An 18,545-nucleotide genomic window follows, 5' to 3' on the forward strand; every position below is an offset into this window, starting at 1 on the left:
GATGAATGAGGAAGTTAAATTATGAGTAATAAAAGTAAACAAGTTTATAATTACACCGTTATTCTCGAAAGGTAAGAAAAGGGAGGATATCATGCTTTTTGTCCTCTTTTGAAAGGTTGTCATTCTCAAGGTGATAATTTTGAAGAGGCGATCGCCAATATTCAAGAAGCTATTGAATTATATCTTGAAAGTTATGATATTCCTGCTCAAATGCAACCTCAAAACAAAGATATAGAGTCTTGATGTTATAATCTAAAATAATCTAAATAAATTAGAGGAGATTTTTATTATGGTTCAACTATTAGATGAAGCTATCAATAAGGTTAAAACTTTACCTGAATCTGAACAAGAAAGAATTGCTTTATTGATTATGCAAGAAATTTCTGAAGAAACCCCACTTAAAAACATTAATTCTCAACAAGAAAGAGAACAACTAATTAATTCATTACAAGGTAAATATGCTCACGCACCTACCAGTAGTGAAGATTTTGCCAGACAAAAACAAGCTGAAATTGATTGGGAAGATCGTAACCAATGAATATTATTTTAGATGCTTGTGCTGTCATTGCTTTTTTCCGTAATGAAACGGGTGCAGACTTAGTTAGAGAAAAAATCAGTCATCCTGATAATAATAGCATGATTCATATTGTTAATTTATGTGAAGTTTACTATGACTTTTATCGAGATATAGGAGAATCAGAAACAGAAAAATTAATCAAAGAATTAAGTGATATTCATGTTAGAACTCGCTTTGATTTGACTGCTAATTTTTGGCGACAAGTGAGTAAATATAAAGCTACAATCAAGCGGATTTCTTTAGCTGATTGTTTTGCTTTAACTTTAGCTGATCAAGAAAAGGGAATTTTGGTTACTTCAGACCGCAAAGAATTTGAGCCAGTTGTTCCTCTTAATATTTGTCAAATTGATTTTATTCGTTAACTAAAAAAGATGTTTAATTATGGATAATGCTCAACTAGAACGTCTGAAAAAACTTCAGGATTTAAGCCTTGGTGATACTGAACAAGAGGTTAGAGAAGTTTTTATTACTCCTCTACTTCAAGAATTAGGCTATGAATCAGGAACAAAATACCATATTGACTACGAGTTTCCATCAAAAGCCCGATTGGAAAATAAAACAGAATCTATCAAGATAGACTATGTTCTTTCTGTGGGTAATGAAATGAAATGGATTTTAGAAGCTAAAAGAACTAAGGAATCTGTTTGGAATGAAAAATATATTAATCAAGCACATCGTTATGCAACTATTAAGACAATAAATGTCGATTTTTATGCTTTATGCAATGGTGAAGAGTTTGCATTATTTTTGTCTAAAGATAGACCAAATATACCAATTTTTCATTTCAAAAGAAATGAACTTATAGAAAGATGGGATGAAATAAATGCTAAATTATCTGGCAAATCTTTTGATACTTCAATAGATAATACCTCATCAGAAATTGATGGAGAAATAATCTCACCAATTATTTATGCAGAAAATTTTGAGATAGATAAACTTCCATGCAACCCAAGGGATTTTGTTGGTAGAGAAGGCATAATAACAAAATTTTGGGATTTTATAGATAAGGTCAAATCTAATAAAACTTTTGTTAGGTTTGTAGGCTTTGAAGGTGATTATGATATAGGTAAATCATCCCTAATTTTGAAGTTGCAAGATGAAAGTAAAAAGAATCACAGTGATAGTATTTTTTTCTATGCAGTTGATGTTACAGTTACACAAACACAACTTTTTGCAGCTATTGTAATTAAAACAGCTATAAAAAAAGCTATTGAGGAAAACTTTATAGAGTTGCCTGAAGATATATTTGATGCTATAGACATTAAAGAAAATGGATTATTCTTTGAACAATTACCAATGCAGAAAATTCTACAAAATCTCAAGGACAGTAAGAAGATTCTTATTATATTTTTTGATAATTTTGGCGATTTGCTAAAACAAACTAAATTTGAGAAATCCTATGAATTAGTGTACAAAACATTTGAAATTTTTATCAATAAAATAACTGCTGAGAAATATAACATTGTATTAGGATTTTCTTGGAATACAGGGGTTGAATCATATCTTAATGAACAGATAGCACATAAATGGGCGACTCTAAAAAAGAAAAGAGAAGTATTTCAAATTAATGAATTTTCACATAAAGAAGCTGAAAAATATATCAACTTATTTACAAGTAATTTAAAAAATCAAAAAAGAAAAATTACAAAAAAAGAATTAGAAGAATTAGAAAAATTTGAGGAATGGCTGCTACAAAAATGCTATGCTTCTCCTTGGTTATTAAGGAAAATGTTTGTTAAGTTTTGTCAGGCTGATTCTCAATTTAGAGTACCTTATTTAAAGTATCAACATATTAATAAATTGATCACTGATATGTTTATAGATGATTTTAAATCCCTTTCTCTAACACAGATTGAATGCTTACAAAAAATAGCCACTTTTGCAGATAATGATACATTAGCAGGTGATGAGAAAGACATAAAAATATTAATAGAGAAGGGATTTGTCAAACGTTCAGGCTTTAATTATGATGTTAAAACACCTATTTTGCGTGAATTTATTTTAGATCACCAAGTACAATTTCCTGATTTTAGTATGATTTACATACCCAAATGTCGTATATCTGTTTCTTTAAAAGCATTTCGTATGCTTAAAACTGTGCGTAGTAAAGAGGATTTAATCAAGAAATTAACAGATTCTGATGAAGGAACAATTGAAAATATTATCCGCGATCTTCGCTATCTATTTCAAATTGAATACGATGTTGAAAATGATAATTTTATTGTATTGGAAGATGTATTAAAAATGGATGATCACGAAATTGCAAATTATTTACAAGCTCACTTAAAAGAACATTTGATTGTGAAAAAATTAAATAATCATCCAGAATTTAAACCAGAATATAGATTTTATAGAAAGAAATTTGAAAACTTGTTAAAAGAGATTTATTTTGAAAAATCAATCACAGAAAAAACTCTATCAGACTATACTAGCAGAATACTCTCATGGTTATATTTTGCTGGATTAATTGAGAGACATGATATAAAACCGAAAGCTGTTTTAGTAATACCGTTTAATCGTCCGGGTAAACAACAGGGTAAACTATCTGAATCTGAATTACAATTATCTTTATTCTAGGATGTAAATACAGTTGCAGGTGTTTTTTACTTCTATTTTATGTCTGAAAATAAAGTGTACCTGATTACATCGGTAAGTGCTATATCTAAAAAGACAATTCTTGAAATAACTCTGTCAAAGGAAGATGAAAATTAGGAATTACATCTTCTCCATTAAGATTATCTTCTAATTGTAAAAGCTGTGATGGTTTAGGTTTGCGATAAACTAATACACATTCTTCATCTGGCAATATTACCCATGCTAAACGAGTACCATTTTCAAAATATTCTACTAATTTATTATGAATTTCCTCAAAAGTATTATTAGGAGATATAATTTCTACAGCTAAATCAGGAGCGCCATCAAAAAAACCTTTAGGTAATCGTTTTAAACCTTGTAATCTTGCTTTATCAATAAAAGCCAGATCAGGGGATCTTTTGTTACCATTTTTCATTTTAAACGCAGTGCTAGAATCACAAGTTATCCCAAGTTTATGTTCGCGTACAAATCCTGTTAAAAAATATCCGAGAGTTAGAGCTAAATAACCATGTTCTAAACCTGAATTTGCCACAATTATTAGTTCTCCATCCACATATTCATAAAGATTTCCGTCTTCCTTTAATAACATAAATTGCTCATCTGTCAAAGTTTGATTATTAGCTGAAGGTTGAATTAATTCTACATTTGTGATTGCAGCTTGTGTCATGAGATTTAACTCCACAGATGAAAAATCTTATAATGATTATATAGTATATAATGTTTTTACAACTTACAGCAGGTTTCATGTATTTGTACCACATACTTCTTCTTATCTTCCTTTCTTCCTTTGCGTCTTTGCGTGAGATTAAAAAATGTGGTTCATTTACCTGAAAATCGCTATAATTACAATAGGAACAAAGGTATAATAAAAATTATACTAAATGTAAAATAATTGTCAACGTGCGATCGCCCCAAATAATTACCCTAATTCCCAAAAACATCATATTTCCTTCGCCAACTTCACCCAATGTTCAATTCCCTTCTTCGTCGGTTGTCTCACATTCCCAAAAGTCCAAATATCCCGTTTATGCTGCGGTCCATAACTAACATGAATCGGTCTAGTGCTACCATAAAAATACAAAGAATCAAAAGGTAACTTATGCTGTAAAATCCAATCTACCAAACATTCACTAGGTAAATCTGCAATCATAAAATCACAAGCAGCACCCAACCTTTCACAATAATATTTACCATTCTTGTTAATTTCATAACTAATATGTTGATCAATCTTAGGCGCAACCCGACCATTTTTTGCACCCGTCACCGGATCTTTTTTCTCCAAATATTTCTTTAAATCAGCAGAACAAAAACCATAAGTTAAAATAAACTTGTCCCTACCGTAATTATCAATAACAGGATCAATGATCAACTTATTCAAATCTTGTAAGGCCGGAATAGTCTCTAGAATATTCTGAGGGAAAGGGTTGATATATTGAGCATATTTTTGATAAGTCTGAGTACAGGTACAAAAATCTTCTAAAGTCAGGTATTTACCTAGTTTCAGTTCTTTCTCATTCATTCCTAGCACCCTTGAGCAAGTAACATCATCATTGTTTACAGCCACACCCTACATAGACCTATCTAATCTATACAACACAATTTACCCTCTACTGAATTTATATGTTGTATTAGCAGAGTAAATATATTAAATAACTTATCGTTTGTGTTAGGACTGCCAATACATGAAGACCTATGAAATAGTTTCCATAACAAGGTACAAATAACTAAAGAAGGATATTCACAGAACCAATGCAGTTTTTGAACACAATCAACTTTACAGTTCCCCTATTGGCTAATGCCACAGCCACAGAACCCGTAGACAGTTCAATGGTAGTAGCAGCCGTGCTACTGAGTTTAGTAGTAATTTATTTCGCCAGCAAACTGGGAGGCGAACTATCCAACAAAATCGGTTTACCACCCGTTTTAGGTGAACTCGTTGGTGGTGTGCTAGTCGGTACATCGGTTTTGCATCTGTTGGTATTTCCAGAAGGAGGTACAGACAGTTCCAACTCCTTAATTATGACATTCCTGCAAATCACCGCTGGGTTAACTCCAGAAGCAACTCCCCAGGTTTTTGCAGCACAGTCAGAGGTAATTTCAGTTTTAGCCGAACTGGGTGTAATTATCCTGCTGTTTGAAATTGGCTTGGAATCTAATTTAAAAGACTTAATGGAAGTCGGTATCCAAGCTTTTGTAGTCGCAGTAGTGGGCGTAGTAGTACCCTTTGCCGCAGGTACAGCAGGTTTAATGATCATCTTTGGTATCAGTGCAGTACCCGCAATTTTTGCCGGTGCAGCTTTGACAGCTACCAGTATCGGTATTACCTCCAAAGTGCTATCAGAAATAGGAAGATTAAATTCCAAAGAAGGCCAGATAATTCTCGGTGCAGCGGTAATAGATGACGTATTGGGAATCATCGTTTTAGCCGTAGTTGCTAGTTTGGCCAAAGATGGCGCAGTAGATGTAAGCAACGTCATTTATTTGATCGTGAGCGCCACAGCTTTTCTTATTGGTGCAGTCATCCTGGGTAACGTTTTCAATAAAACCTTTGTAGCGATCGCTGATACACTCAAAACACGCGGTGGAGTAGTTATCCCAGCATTCATTTTCGCCTTCATCATGGCCTACATCGCTGATGTCATCAACTTAGAAGCAATTCTGGGAGCATTTGCAGCAGGTTTAGTTCTGGAAGAAACCGATAAACGGAAAGAACTGCAAAATCAAGTTTTACCTATTGCGGATATGCTAGTTCCAGTTTTCTTCGTTGCCGTTGGCGCAAAAACCGACTTAGGAGTATTAAACCCAGCAATTCCCACCAACAGAGAAGGTTTAATTATGGCAATCTTCCTGATCACAGTCGCCATTATTGGTAAAGTGATCACAGGTTTGGCCGTATTTGGTCAACCAGGTATCAACCGTCTAGCCATCGGTGTGGGTATGATTCCCAGAGGTGAAGTAGGTTTGGTATTTGCCGGTGTTGGTGCAGCTAGTGGCGCTCTCTCAAAACCACTAGGAGCAGCAATCATTATGATGGTAATTCTTACTACCTTCTTAGCTCCTCCTCTGTTAAGATTCGTTTTCCCCGAACCAAAAACCGCCGCTACCGTAGATGGTGCTACTGATCCATCATTAAATTAGTAGTAACAGCAAGTGATGGAAAAAGTTGAGAAATCACCTCAGATTCTCAGGAGAAGGTAAATAAGTAACATTATTAGATTTATGGTTTATACTTGTCCATATTTGATTATGGGCAAGTATATTTTGGCCAATTGTTCCCACGCCCAAAATGGCAATTACTGTTTCTGTTTAGGAACTTTACCCATATATACCAGTTCAATTAGATTCAAGAATACAGAGTTTTTCAACCCGCAAACACAAAACCTATATGTAGAATATTAATACTGCACGGAAACTTATATTTCTCAATCATCGTCTTCAGCGATAGTCAATTTTCTTTAATGTTTTATTTTCGCAAATCTTCCTCATGATATTTGTTTCTTCTTGCCCTTGAATCACCTATTATATTCTCAACATTTATACATGATTATTATTTCAGGAAATACAGATAACAGGAGACTGGTAAATGAAGACTGGGAAATGGGAAAAAGATTTTTACTAAAAAAAACTGATATAGCGTTTCCCAGTCTAATGAATTACACACTAATTTATTCCCTGTTCCCTAAAACACAAAAACTTTCTACCTCACTAGCATGGGAACAGCTATAACTGACAAATCCGTTAAATTTTAATATCAAATTTTAGCTGCTGATCATAGTCTTGTAGTAGAGAATATGAATTTGAAAACCCCCATCTAAAAATTACCACTTATTATCAGTATTAACAGTATGCAGATTTGCCAAAATTGTGAGATTGAGATATTCATAAAGTCTATAAATCTAACTCAGGAGAAATACCTTTGAAACTACACTACTTATTGCCCGGTACTGTTGGCACAGTTCTTTTACTATCTTCCCCCACCTTAGCTGCCAAATTAGAATCTTGGCGATTTGATAAAAATCTCAACCGCCTAGAAATTAATACTTCTGGTGCTGTACAACCCCAAGCACAACTAATTTTTAACCCCACACGCTTGGTAATTGATTTGCCAAATACAACATTTGGGCGATCGCAAACCCAAGCCATAGGCGGAGCTATTAGATCAGTACGGATTGGACAGTTTGATCCACAAACAACCCGCCTAGTTATAGAACTCACCCCCGGTTATACCCTCAACCCCCAAGAAGTTAAATTTGTCGGCATCAATCCCCGACGCTGGACAGTACAACTACCCAAGCCAGAAATTGATCAACTACCACCCACTGCTAGTAATAATACATATAATTTAGCCACCATAGATTCCCAAAGTTCCCCAACTCAACCGGAATTTTCCACAGCAGCCAATATCACACCAGGAACTACTCAAATTCAGAGAGTACAAACAACAGGAGATGGGTTTTTTATTCGTACCAGTGGCGGTAATCCTCAGATTCAGGCCAATCGTAGCCTCGATCGCACCACCATATTTATGGATATTGCCAACGCTACCCTATCACCAGAACTGACACAAAAAAATTTAGCCATCAATAAGCATGGTGTCAGCCGTATTGAATTTACCCAACTGCGAACCACTCCCAGCAGTGTCCGCATGACATTACGGTTAGACAAAAATAGTCCCGATTGGGAAGTAATAAGCAGTAGTGCTGGCGGCTTGGTTCTATTACCAACTAAAGGTGTTGTGCGCTTACCTCAAAGCATTGAACCATCAACACCTGTTTCCACCCCTAACAAACCCATTGTTGCTAATAACTCCCCAGCCACTATCGAGTCTGTAGAATTAGCTGGTAATGGTACACAATTACTAATTAGAGCCGATCAAACTTTATCCGCTACCAGTGGCTGGGATAGAAGCTCTGGACTATATCGCATCACCATCGAAAATGCTAAATTAGCTCCCAGAGTCCAAGGACCGTCCCTAGAAGCCAATAGCTCTGTTCTGAGAGTCAGGTTGCAACCCCAAGCCCCCAACACAGTAGTTATTTTTGTCCAACCAGCATCAGGAGTCAGAATTGGCGAACTAAACCAAGTCGGTAACGAACTTTTAGCTTTACAATTAGAAAGATATCGTCAAGTTAGACCCCCCATTAGCCTACCCCCCTTACCATCTCCCAACAGCGGGCAATTACCAGATCCAAATATCAAGAATCCCCAGCCACGTCCCCGTCCCTCCGTTCCCAAAGGCAAATTATTAGTGGTGATTGACCCTGGACATGGTGGTAAAGACCCCGGAGCAATTGGTATTGGTGGAACACGAGAGAAAGATATAATTTTACCTATTAGCCTGAGAGTAGCAGAAGTTTTACAGCAAAACGGAGTACAAGTAATATTAACAAGGGATTCTGATTATTTCGTCAGCCTCCCCGGACGAGTACAAATGGCAGAAAGAGCTAACGCGGATGTATTTGTCAGCATTCACGCCAATTCAGTCGGTCTCAGTCGTCCCGAAGTTAGTGGTTTAGAAACTTATTATTATGACAATGGCTTGGGCTTGGCTCGTGCCGTTCATAATAGAATTCTCCAAAGTGTCAATGTTAGAGACAGGAGAGTGCGAAAAGCTAGATTTTATGTCCTCAGAAAAAGCTCGATGCCCTCAATTTTAGTAGAAACAGGTTATCTCACTGGTAGGGAAGATATTGCTAAACTGAGAAATCCAACTTATCAAAGGCAAATGGGTGAGGCGATCGCTCAAGGTATTCTTCAGTACCTGAGACAAAGATAAGTAATTTTTCAGAATTCAGTAGGGGTTTAGCATGACGCTTTACCTTACAGATTCGACATATTAACAACAATATCAAGCACGATACTCAAAGTCTGATTTCTTCCGCATTCTCTTTTCTCCTGTATCAGTTGAGTATCTCTTTTTACATCTGAAATTGATTAGCCTCACCATATGACACAATCAAAAACATAAGCTATAATTTTACCCCATTAACTGTGTCTGGCTCCCAGTGCCAAGATCAAGTTTGGAAGGTAAAGGTGTGAGGATTTACTCAAGATGTTGAGATATTTACGGCTTCCATGAATGCAAATCAGGAGAAAGGACTTTGAAACTACAGTGGTTAATACCCAGCACTGTTGGCACTATCTTATTAGTATCATCGCCAGCAACGGCCGCAAGATTAGAATCTTGGCGATTTGATACCAATCAAAACAGATTAGAAATCAACACATCTAGTCCTGTACAACCCCAAGCGCAACTTATTTTTAACCCTACTCGGTTAGTAATAGATTTACCAGGGACTAGCTTTGGTCGTCCCCAATTAACCCAACAAATAGGCGGAGCAATTCGCGCTATCCGCATTGGACAGTTTGATCAACAAACAACACGGGTAGTTGTAGAACTGAATCCTGGTTATACTATTGACCCCAACCTAGTCAAATTTACACCCTCTACTGGTAGTCGCTGGATAGTACAATTACCAAATCTAGAAGCTGATGTAGTCCCTGTCTCTGCTTCTGCCGATCAGCCAGCAACAGAAACACCTACACTCCTACCCCCTTCATCTCCATTTACTCCCACACTCGCCCCTAGAAATACTTACAACATGGTGACGAAACCTGCTGTCACCATACTTGACCAAGACATAGCAGCCAACACCACTGGGGGAATAGTTCAGATCGAAAACTTACGAATTACAGGAGATGGTTTTTTTCTTGATACCAGTGGTGGTAATCCCCCACCAAAAATATTTAAAATTCAAGTTAATCGCAGCGAAGATAACCGCACTATAAATGTTGACATTGCTGGTGCAGCTTTATCACCAAATCTAGAACAACGAGATTTGTTAATTAATCGCTATGGTGTCAAACGCATCCAACTGACCCAACTGCCAAATAAACCGCCTACTGTCCGCATGACCTTACAGGTGGATAGTAACAGCCCCGACTGGCGGGTAACAACCGGCAGTAATGGTGATTTTGTAGTATTACCTGATCGTCTTGCCGATATTGCCAAAATTAAAGAAAATCAATCCCCTGTACAAAATGTCAACAGTTCCCCAGCCACCATCGAGGCTGTAGAATTAGCGGCAAATGGTACACAATTACTCATTAGAGCCGATCAAGCTGTATCCGCTACCGGTGCTTGGGATAGAAACTCTGGTTTATTTCGCATCACTATTCCTAATGCTAAGTTGGCTGGTAAGGTAAAAGGACCTGCTTTTGACGCCAATAGTCCTGTGCTGAGGATACGCCTACAACCACAAGCGCCCAACAATGTAGTTGTCTTGGTTCAACCTGCATCGGGTATAAAAATTGGCGAACTTAACCAAGTGGGAGAGCAAATAATAGCTTTGCAATTACAAAGCTCTCGTCAGTTACAACCGCCCATTGCTCTACCTCCTTTACCCAGAAGTCAAGGACAGCTACCAGACCCTGTAATCGAAAATCCTCAACCACAACCTCAGCCACGCTTATCAGTTCCCAAAGGGAAAGTTATAGTGGTGATTGACCCCGGACATGGTGGTAAAGATTCGGGCGCTCCCGGTCTGGGCGGTTTGTTAGAAAAGGATGTGATTCTGCCCATTGGTAAGAGAGTAGCGCAAATTTTGGAGCAAAATGGCGTACAAGCTGTAATGACGCGAGATGCTGACTTTTTTGTAGAATTGCAAGGAAGGGTAGATATAGCTAATAGGGTTAATGCGAATTTATTTGTGAGCATTCACGCCAATTCAGTTGATAATCGTCCTGATGTCAATGGGTTAGAAGTATACTATTACGACAGTGGTTATGCTTTGGCAGAAGTTGTTCGCAACACTCTTCTCCAAGATATTGGTACTCTCAAAGATAGAGGCACACGCAAAGCTAGATTCTATGTGCTAAGAAAAAATTCTATGCCAGCAATTTTAGTTGAAACAGGTTACATGACTGGTCGTGAGGACAATCCTCGTCTAGCATCACCATCATACCAAAGTCGCATGGCTGATGCGATCGCTCGTGGTATCCTCAAATATCTGCAACAAAGATGAGGTGATTGGTGACTGGTAACTGGGGACTGGTGACTGGGAATAAGTTTTTACCAATTACCAATTACCAATTACCAATTACCTATCATTAGTAGTCAATAAGCAAATTGTCTGCTAAATTCTGTATTTTAAAATAGCAACATCTAAATCAATATTTGCCTGTGTTTTCATCTTCCATTTTTGAAGGTAATCTTGACGATTTTTCGGAACAGGAAGCTCAACGCTCTCCCATTGGGGTGTTTGACAGTGGTGTCGGTGGGCTGACGGTATTGCGACAACTCTATAAGCAACTTCCCAATGAATCAATTATTTATTTTGGGGATACTGCTCATCTTCCCTATGGTATTCGTTCACAAGCTGAGATTTTACAATATGTGAGGGAAATATTGAACTGGATGCAGCAGCAACGGGTGAAAATGGTCATAATGGCTTGTAACACCAGTTCTGCTCTAGCACTAGAAAATGTCCGTCAGGAATTTAACTTTCCTATCCTGGGTGTAGTCCTACCAGGAGCAAAGGCCGCAGTACAAATGGGTAAGCGAATAGGTGTTATTGCTACCCCTGCTACTGCTAAAAGCAATGCGTATCGTCAGGCAATGATGGAAATTAAACCTGATGTCCAAGTCTGGCAAGTTAGTTGTCCAGAATTTGTCCCTCTAATTGAACAAAATCGAATTCACGATCCTTACACTACTCAAGTTGCTAGTGCTTATCTTGAACCTTTACTTAAACAGGAAATTGATACTTTAATTTATGGCTGTACCCATTATCCACTTCTAGCACCCGTACTGCGATCGCTCCTCCCTGCTCACGTCAAGTTAGTTGACCCTGCTGTTCATGTTGTTACAGCTTGCGCTCAAGACTTAGACTTATTAAACATCAGGAATAATCACCTACCAATGCCTACTCGCTTTGCTGTCAGCGGTTGTCCCCAACAATTTGCTCAGTCTGGATTACAGTGGTTAGGTTATACCCCTCTGGTAGAACAGGTATATTTGACTGATGCTACTGTCTCCTAAGTCATTAGTCATTAATCATTAGTCATTAGTCATTAGTCAAATAATTTTAGATTTTAGATTTGTGTTAGCGAAGCCCAGGCAGCACATATATTATTTTAGATTAATTGTTTTGGATTTATTCTTTTTATAAGCAGCTTGCTGGTGAAGTAGGAATACCTAACAACTTTTATCCAAAATCCAAAATCCAAAATCCAAAATCCAAAATCCAAAATCTAAAATTTCATTGACTATTGACTACCTCAGTCACTTTTGTTCTTAATTCTCTTTCCTGCTGGTGTTGCTCCTGAATAACCGCAGTCCCACTTTTAATAACACTATTTCTACCTGTTCGCTTTGCTAGTGCTAATAATAAGTAGACTGTAAATAAATATCCAGCAGCTAAAATAAAGATCATCATAGGCATATTTCCATAAATCATTGTTCTACCAACTCAACTTTCAAAGGACTATAAAATTGCATACACAAATAGTAGAACTTCAGCAAATCAAGCACATCCTTGATTGCTGTAGTAGGCTATGCAAAGCCCACCAGTAGAGTTTTACTTCTCTCTGGTTAAACAATTTATTATTTGATTAAGCTTTTCACAGACCACACATCGAACAGCAGTTAATTTGCTAAATAGCAACTTAAAACGGCGCTCCTCAGCAGTCTACCTAGTCTGCGTTATTCACCTTCACACCAATCAAGTAAGAGCTACACTTATGCTCAACCTTAGCTGAGGACGTGTAGTGGCTTTCTTAATAGAAAGCATATCATCTAACTCAAAAGGGATTATTGCCGCACAGCAAACCTTAGGAATCATTTCCTTAATTCTGTCGGCCACTGGTTATTTTAGACTCACAAATCCAATGAGCAAAATCACCTATTGATGATTAACTTTTTTTTTGGCAGTGAATATCTGAAAAATTTAAAATTCCTATATTTTAGCGTAACACAACAGACCTGGATTTTCAGCTAACTTCTAGACTAAATTTCAAATTTTCTCAATGTTGATAGACAAGTTTTGGAGAATTTTCTTGACGATTACATACTTTGCACAGGTTATACAGGAATAATACAGTTAAATTGGCAATTTACTGAGTATGACTTAATCCTGCTGTTTTCTCCTCCGCTTCGACTCCTGCACTGATTTCCAAACTAAAAGGGTTAAAAGCTAGTTAGTAACGAAAGCTAACAGATGCTCATATTTGCTCACATTTGCTCAAGGTTTATGTCCCGTGAGGTTTTTGATGAAGATTTTACGCTGGCTATGGTTTATCTTAAAATGAGTAAAGGATATGTAAACTTTCGTAACTAAAGTCAGAGTCCGCCCATCCATGACCCCAGCCACCTCCCTGTTCACCCCTGTGGAAGCAGACCTGCGAATACTAGCAGATAACCTCACACAGCTAGTTGGAAATCGCCACCCCATTCTCTATGCAGCAGCCGAACATCTATTCGGTGCTGGGGGCAAGCGTATTAGACCGGCTATTGTGCTGCTGATATCGCGGGCTACCATGCTAGAAAAAGACATTACGCTCCGTCATCGACGATTAGCAGAGATTACGGAAATGATCCACACAGCCAGCTTGGTACATGATGATGTAGTGGATGAATCCAATGTACGCCGTGGAGTGCCTACGGTTCATAGTTTGTTTGGCAACCGCATTGCCGTACTAGCAGGAGATTTCCTCTTTGCTCAATCTTCCTGGTATTTGGCAAATCTGGATAATTTGGATGTAGTTAAACTACTTTCAGAAGTAATCATGGATTTGGCCGCTGGGGAGATTCAACAAGGGTTAAATCGTTTTGATACTAATCTTTCTACGGAAACTTACCTGAAAAAGAGCTATTACAAAACAGCCTCATTAATTGCTAACAGTTCTAAAGCCGCTGGACTACTCAGCAACGTTTCCCTAGAGAGTGCTGAAAACTTGTATAACTACGGTAAGCATCTGGGTTTAGCCTTCCAAATAGTAGATGATATTCTAGATTTCACTGGTTCGACAGATACTTTAGGTAAACCAGCCGCATCGGATCTCAAAAGCGGTAATCTGACAGCACCAGTGTTATTTGCCTTAGAGGAACAACCTTATCTAGAAGTGTTGATCGAAAGAGAGTTTGCCCAAGAAGGAGATTTAGAACAGGCACTAAAGCTGATTTCAGATAGCCAAGGCATACAGAGGGCTAGAGAATTAGCTGCTCACCATGCGAAGGTATCTGCTGAACATATTGCCACCTTAGAACCCTCAGAATCACGGCAAGCATTAATCAATATGACTGATTATGTATTAAGTCGGCTTTATTAGGCATTTTGGATTTGAGATTTTAGATTTTAGATTCTATCCAAAATCCAAAATCCAAAATCCAAAATTGATTCAGGCGATATCTGGAGGTACTTGCTTGATAGGTATATGTTGCTGCAACTTCTGTTCAATCATCTTTTGCAGGTCAGTGCGCTCCACTTCAATAGCGTTGGTGGTAGTGCCGGGAGTCTCAAAAAAAACTATACTATCTACTGGTTCTAATGCCACCAGTTGAAACAAAATATGAATTACAGGCATAGGTTTAGCCACTGTTTGAGGGTCAACAACCCCAAGAGATGAAGATAGGGCAACATCCTGTAATCGAGGAAAGGCGTAAACTACGCGCTTTTCCCCTGTTGTTCCTTTTGGGGCTGGATTATCCTTGTGCTTCAATGTAGTTAAAACCCAGCGTTCCTGCAAATTTTGGAGAATATAGTATTGAGAGTGTTGTAAATTTTGAGCGATCGCTCTCAAAACCGGGGCAATAGTAGCCACAAGTTTTGGTGTCACACCATCTTGAGGTGCATTATCAATCAACAATTGAATTTGTGCTTCTAAATTTGTCATGACTTGTAAATTACTCCTGATTAATGTCCAAAATATTCAAGCGGGGAACTGGGGACTGGGGACTGGGGACCTCACAAGGGTAGGTATTTTACATTGTCGTGAGGGCAAGACTTGGATGACTTGGAAGGACAGTGGACAAGGGAGGAAAACCGTACAAAATCAGATGCTCTTGGTAACCAGAAAACTACGTTAAAATACTGGTGTGCGTATCAAATCTTCCTTGTCTACAATACCTCCTTGTCTTCCTAGTACAACACAGCGTAAATAAACCAACCATTCTAAATCTCCGACAATCCTATGCTGTCTTGGTTTTGACTTTTGACTTTTGACTTTTGACTTCCGCGAAGCGGTACTAGTCCTGCCTTCACAGTTAATATTAAAAACCTACCCCTGTGAGGGACCCTTGACTGGGGACTGGGTTATTAACTGCTCCCCTGCCTCCTTCTTTGTCACCTGTCATCTGTCACCTGTCACCTGTCACCAATAACTGGTAGCTTATACATAACATCTATCAAGCTAACAGCCACGGCCTTACAGGTTGTGTTTAAGTATGTTAGGTTATTTTTAAAATTCCGACTATGAATTGGCCCGCAACCGCAACTACTCAGGGAGATAAGTCTATCGGCGTAGAGGTTATCTTTCAATTTCTCTTGAAGGAGCTACAGCAGTCAACAAAGGCGGCAAAAAAGAATTGTCGAGATGTGGCATTGCGAATTGCGGGCGAAGTCCTGCGAATTTGTAATGAAAGTAAACGCATTCAAGCTTCTGGAGACATAGAAAGCTCTGCAATGACCCTCGCCCGACATCGGCTACAACAATGTCTCCGTTATTATCAGCTAGGTTCTAATCGGGGTAGGGTAGAATTACACAGCACTTTGAGCGCCATCATTTATCGTTATATTAATCCTCCTCAAAAGCAATTGAGCTATCAGGGGCGGTTGACTATCATAGAAGATTTTCTTCAAAGTTTTTATTTGGAGTCTTTGAATGCTTTCCGTAGGGAAAATCAACAACCATCCACCTATCGTCCCCAAACCCTACTAGAATTAGCTGAATATATGGCATTTACCGAAAGGTATGCTAAACGTCGTATTCCCTTACCAGGCAGACAACAACAGTTAATTATTCTGCGAGCGCAAACCTTCTCACAACAGCAGCCTCCAGAAACCAGCGTAGATATAGAACAAGCTGCTGAAGGTAGTAGTGGTGAAGCTGATGGTTCTTGGGAAGAACCAGCCATACAACAATTGCGTGCTGCTATGGCTATGCAAGCTGAACCAGAACCAGAAGAAGATACTTTGCGCTCCGTGGTGATTAATGAATTGATGAATTATCTAGAACAACGACAACAATCAGACTGTGCTGATTATTTCTCTCTCCGTCTCAAGGATTTATCAGCACAAGAGATCGAGTCAATTTTGGGTTTAACCCCACGTCAGCGTGACTACTTGCAGCAACGTTTTAAGTATCATTTAATTAGGTTTTCTCTCTTGCATCATTGGGAATTGGTACATGAATGGTTAGATGTGTCTTTACCTACTAATTTAGGTTTAACATCCCACCAATGGCAACTGTACACAGGCAAATTAGATGATAAAGATCGGTCTTTGTTGGATTTGAAGCAACAAGGAGAAACTGACGAAACCATTGCCAAAACTAATTTTAAAGTTTTAATTGTCAATTTTTTGGTGATTTTAGGTTTAGGACTGGGAATTTTTGCTGTTTTACCTCGTTTTCCAGGTTATCAATTACGTTCTTTTCCTGTGAGTACGCCAATTCAGTTACAAGGCGAGTTTACAGGACGTAGTATCATTAATCCTGGTTATGTTCGAGAAGGCAATGGTGGTGGTGATGGTAATGGTAATGCTGATGCTACAGGACAGGGAAGCAGTGGTGAACCAGGAACGGTAGATAGTAATTTTTATTACGGTTTTAATAGCGAGATGAACCAAAACCTGCGGGGGGAAATGAAACCCAAGGTGGTGATGCGGGTGAGGTCCCAAGCGGAAGGTTTTTGGCGGGTTTTGGCTTTTGATCAATACACTGGTAAGGGTTGGAAAATTTCTCGTAATGATGATGTTACTACTTTAAGACGTTCATCTTGGTCCTACAAAATAGACTTGGATCTACCATTAATCAAAACTCCTACTAGAGAAGTTGTACAAACTTATAATGTGGTATCAGATTTACCTAATTTGATACCTGCTTTGTCTTATCCCAAGGAAATCTATTTTCCTGGTCCTGTGATCGCTGTCGATCAGGAAGGGGGTTTGCGATCGCCTGTACAATTATCGGAAGGTATGACTTATACTGTACTATCGGAAGTCCCATACCGCGATCGCACTTTGTTGGGTAAGGCTGATACTAAATACCCCAAGGAAATTAAGGATTATTATCTACAAATACCGCCGGAAATTGCTGATAAAGTCCGCCAAAAAACGGAAGCAATTCTCGCTGATTATAATCGTCAACGGGTTTCCCGTACTGAAGATGTCAGAACTCTTAATTCAGTTTACGAAAAAACACTTTATCTTGCTCAGTATCTCAAACAAAATTACTCTTTTCCAGAAAACCCTCTCGGACTACCTCATCTAGATAAAAATGATGATTTGGTAGAGTCTTTTTTATTCAAACATCAAGGCGGTTATCCAGACCATTTTTCTACTGTTTTAACTGTGATGTTGCGTTCTATAGGCATTCCTGCACGGTTGGTAGCTGGTTTTGCTCCGGGTGAGTTTAATCCGTTTACGGGGATGTATATTGTCAAAAATACGGATGCTTACGCTATGACAGAGGTGTATTTTCCTAAATATGGCTGGTTTGCGTTTGATCCTATTCCCAATCATCCTTTAATTCCGCCTTCCATTGAAGAATATCAAACTTTTAGCGTATTACGTCAATTTTGGAACTGGATAGCTGGTTGGTTGCCTTCACCGGTTACTGGTTTATTAAATGGTTTATTTGGTACATTATTTAGATGGTTGTTTAGGGCGATCGCTTGGTTTTTCTCTTTATTCTCTCAAGGTTGGGTAGGGATTTTCACTGGTTTAATTGTAGGAACAATAACTGCTTTCTTTGGGTGGTTAGGTTGGGTACAGTGGAAAAAATGGCTTAATCGTAAGTGGTTGAAGAAGTTACCGCCTATGGAAAGGCTGTATCAACAAATGTTGCAATGGACAGCGGAAAAAGGTTTAGGTAAACATCCAGCGCAGACACCTTTGGAATATGCTCAGGTATCATATAACCAACATCCCAGAGAAACAGCACAAGTAATTGATGAAATTTGTCAAGCTTATGTGAGTTGGCGTTATGGTGGGAATAGTCCTAATTGGCAAGAATTACAGCAACGGTGGAAAGAGTTGCAAAAGATGAAAGCTATTAGTAAGTGATAGGTGACAGGTGATAGGTCAATACTGTTCGGTTAAGGTTGAAAAACTGTGAAGATCCCCCCAACCCCCCTTAAAAAGGGGGGCTTTAGCCA

13 protein-coding genes and 2 pseudogenes are annotated in these 18,545 nt (G+C 38.3%); 11 read left to right on the forward strand and 4 right to left on the reverse strand.

Annotated features, from left to right (window positions below; genetic code table 11):
• Positions 1 to 21: 21 nt before the first annotated feature.
• From K2F26_RS15655 to K2F26_RS15670, 4 genes and pseudogenes are all read left to right on the forward strand, one after another.
• Positions 22 to 243, forward strand: a pseudogene (locus K2F26_RS15655) (type II toxin-antitoxin system HicB family antitoxin).
• A gap of 46 nt (positions 244 to 289) precedes the next feature.
• Positions 290 to 538, forward strand: a complete 249-nt coding sequence (locus K2F26_RS15660) for a hypothetical protein (RefSeq protein WP_220608569.1) — start codon at positions 290 to 292, stop codon at positions 536 to 538.
• Positions 535 to 939, forward strand: coding sequence for a type II toxin-antitoxin system VapC family toxin (locus K2F26_RS15665; protein ID WP_220608570.1), 405 nt, complete (start codon positions 535 to 537; stop codon positions 937 to 939). The genes K2F26_RS15660 and K2F26_RS15665 overlap by 4 nt, the downstream gene beginning before the upstream one ends.
• 19 nt (positions 940 to 958) lie before the next feature.
• Positions 959 to 3,154, forward strand: a complete 2,196-nt coding sequence (locus tag K2F26_RS15670) for a type I restriction enzyme HsdR N-terminal domain-containing protein (RefSeq protein ID WP_220608571.1) — start codon at positions 959 to 961, stop codon at positions 3,152 to 3,154.
• 85 nt (positions 3,155 to 3,239) lie between these two features.
• Here the strand turns inward: K2F26_RS15670 and K2F26_RS15675 are convergent, their stop codons facing one another.
• Together K2F26_RS15675 and K2F26_RS15680 are read right to left on the reverse strand one after the other, a co-directional pair.
• The gene (locus K2F26_RS15675) at positions 3,240 to 3,839 is read right to left on the reverse strand and encodes a Uma2 family endonuclease (protein WP_220608572.1); all 600 of its coding nucleotides are present in this window, start codon (positions 3,837 to 3,839) and stop codon (positions 3,240 to 3,242) included.
• Positions 3,840 to 4,112: 273 nt separating this feature from the next.
• Positions 4,113 to 4,691, reverse strand: coding sequence for a hypothetical protein (locus K2F26_RS15680; protein WP_220608573.1), 579 nt, complete (start codon positions 4,689 to 4,691; stop codon positions 4,113 to 4,115).
• Positions 4,692 to 4,921: 230 nt separating this feature from the next.
• Here K2F26_RS15680 and K2F26_RS15685 point away from each other — a divergent pair, with 230 nt between their 5' ends.
• The 4 genes from K2F26_RS15685 (at position 4,922) to murI (ending at position 12,212) form a co-directional block, all read left to right on the forward strand.
• Positions 4,922 to 6,310 (forward strand): cation:proton antiporter, encoded by a 1,389-nt coding sequence (locus K2F26_RS15685; protein ID WP_220608574.1) that lies wholly within the window; start codon positions 4,922 to 4,924, stop codon positions 6,308 to 6,310.
• A gap of 778 nt (positions 6,311 to 7,088) precedes the next feature.
• A complete protein-coding gene (locus K2F26_RS15690) occupies positions 7,089 to 8,948 on the forward strand; it encodes an N-acetylmuramoyl-L-alanine amidase (protein WP_220608575.1) in 1,860 nt (619 codons plus the stop codon).
• 325 nt (positions 8,949 to 9,273) lie between these two features.
• Entirely contained in the window at positions 9,274 to 11,196 is a 1,923-nt protein-coding gene (locus tag K2F26_RS15695) for an N-acetylmuramoyl-L-alanine amidase (RefSeq protein WP_220608576.1), read from the forward strand.
• A gap of 158 nt (positions 11,197 to 11,354) precedes the next feature.
• On the forward strand, positions 11,355 to 12,212 hold the full coding sequence (gene murI, locus K2F26_RS15700; protein WP_220608577.1) for a glutamate racemase: 858 nt from the start codon (positions 11,355 to 11,357) through the stop codon (positions 12,210 to 12,212).
• Positions 12,213 to 12,432: 220 nt separating this feature from the next.
• On the opposite strand, the gene K2F26_RS15705 is transcribed toward murI, so the two are convergent.
• Complete coding sequence (locus tag K2F26_RS15705) at positions 12,433 to 12,630, reverse strand: hypothetical protein (protein WP_220608578.1); 198 nt, start codon at positions 12,628 to 12,630, stop codon at positions 12,433 to 12,435.
• A gap of 898 nt (positions 12,631 to 13,528) precedes the next feature.
• Between K2F26_RS15705 and sds the strand changes: the two genes are divergently transcribed.
• Entirely contained in the window at positions 13,529 to 14,500 is a 972-nt protein-coding gene (sds, locus tag K2F26_RS15710) for a solanesyl diphosphate synthase (protein ID WP_220608579.1), read from the forward strand.
• Between the two features lie 69 nt (positions 14,501 to 14,569).
• Here sds and K2F26_RS15715 read toward each other — a convergent pair whose 3' ends face one another.
• Positions 14,570 to 15,064 carry a hypothetical protein gene (locus tag K2F26_RS15715; RefSeq protein WP_220608580.1) on the reverse strand — a complete coding sequence of 165 codons (495 nt, stop codon included), beginning with the start codon at positions 15,062 to 15,064 and terminating at the stop codon, positions 14,570 to 14,572.
• Positions 15,065 to 15,642: 578 nt separating this feature from the next.
• Between K2F26_RS15715 and hetZ the strand changes: the two are divergent.
• Positions 15,643 to 16,722: pseudogene (hetZ, locus tag K2F26_RS25350) on the forward strand (heterocyst differentiation protein HetZ); the annotation flags it as partial.
• A complete protein-coding gene (locus tag K2F26_RS25355; protein ID WP_367890342.1) occupies positions 16,711 to 18,453 on the forward strand; it encodes a transglutaminase TgpA family protein in 1,743 nt (580 codons plus the stop codon). The pseudogene hetZ and the gene K2F26_RS25355, both read left to right, overlap by 12 nt.
• Positions 18,454 to 18,545: the final 92 nt, after the last annotated feature.

The organism is Sphaerospermopsis torques-reginae ITEP-024 (assembly GCF_019598945.1).
Lineage (GTDB): Bacteria > Cyanobacteriota > Cyanobacteriia > Cyanobacteriales > Nostocaceae > Sphaerospermopsis.

Excerpts from the sequence above, each read along its gene's own strand:
- K2F26_RS15660 (WP_220608569.1), top strand. The coding sequence starts at position 290 with ATGGTTCAACTATTAGATGAAGCTATCAATAAGGTTAAAACTTTACCT.
- K2F26_RS15665 (WP_220608570.1), top strand. The coding sequence starts at position 535 with ATGAATATTATTTTAGATGCTTGTGCTGTCATTGCTTTTTTCCGTAAT.
- K2F26_RS15670 (WP_220608571.1), top strand. The coding sequence starts at position 959 with ATGGATAATGCTCAACTAGAACGTCTGAAAAAACTTCAGGATTTAAGC.
- K2F26_RS15675 (WP_220608572.1), bottom strand. The coding sequence starts at position 3,839 with ATGACACAAGCTGCAATCACAAATGTAGAATTAATTCAACCTTCAGCT.
- K2F26_RS15680 (WP_220608573.1), bottom strand. The coding sequence starts at position 4,691 with ATGAATGAGAAAGAACTGAAACTAGGTAAATACCTGACTTTAGAAGAT.
- K2F26_RS15685 (WP_220608574.1), top strand. The coding sequence starts at position 4,922 with ATGCAGTTTTTGAACACAATCAACTTTACAGTTCCCCTATTGGCTAAT.
- K2F26_RS15705 (WP_220608578.1), bottom strand. The coding sequence starts at position 12,630 with ATGATTTATGGAAATATGCCTATGATGATCTTTATTTTAGCTGCTGGA.
- sds (WP_220608579.1), top strand. The coding sequence starts at position 13,529 with ATGACCCCAGCCACCTCCCTGTTCACCCCTGTGGAAGCAGACCTGCGA.
- K2F26_RS15715 (WP_220608580.1), bottom strand. The coding sequence starts at position 15,064 with ATGACAAATTTAGAAGCACAAATTCAATTGTTGATTGATAATGCACCT.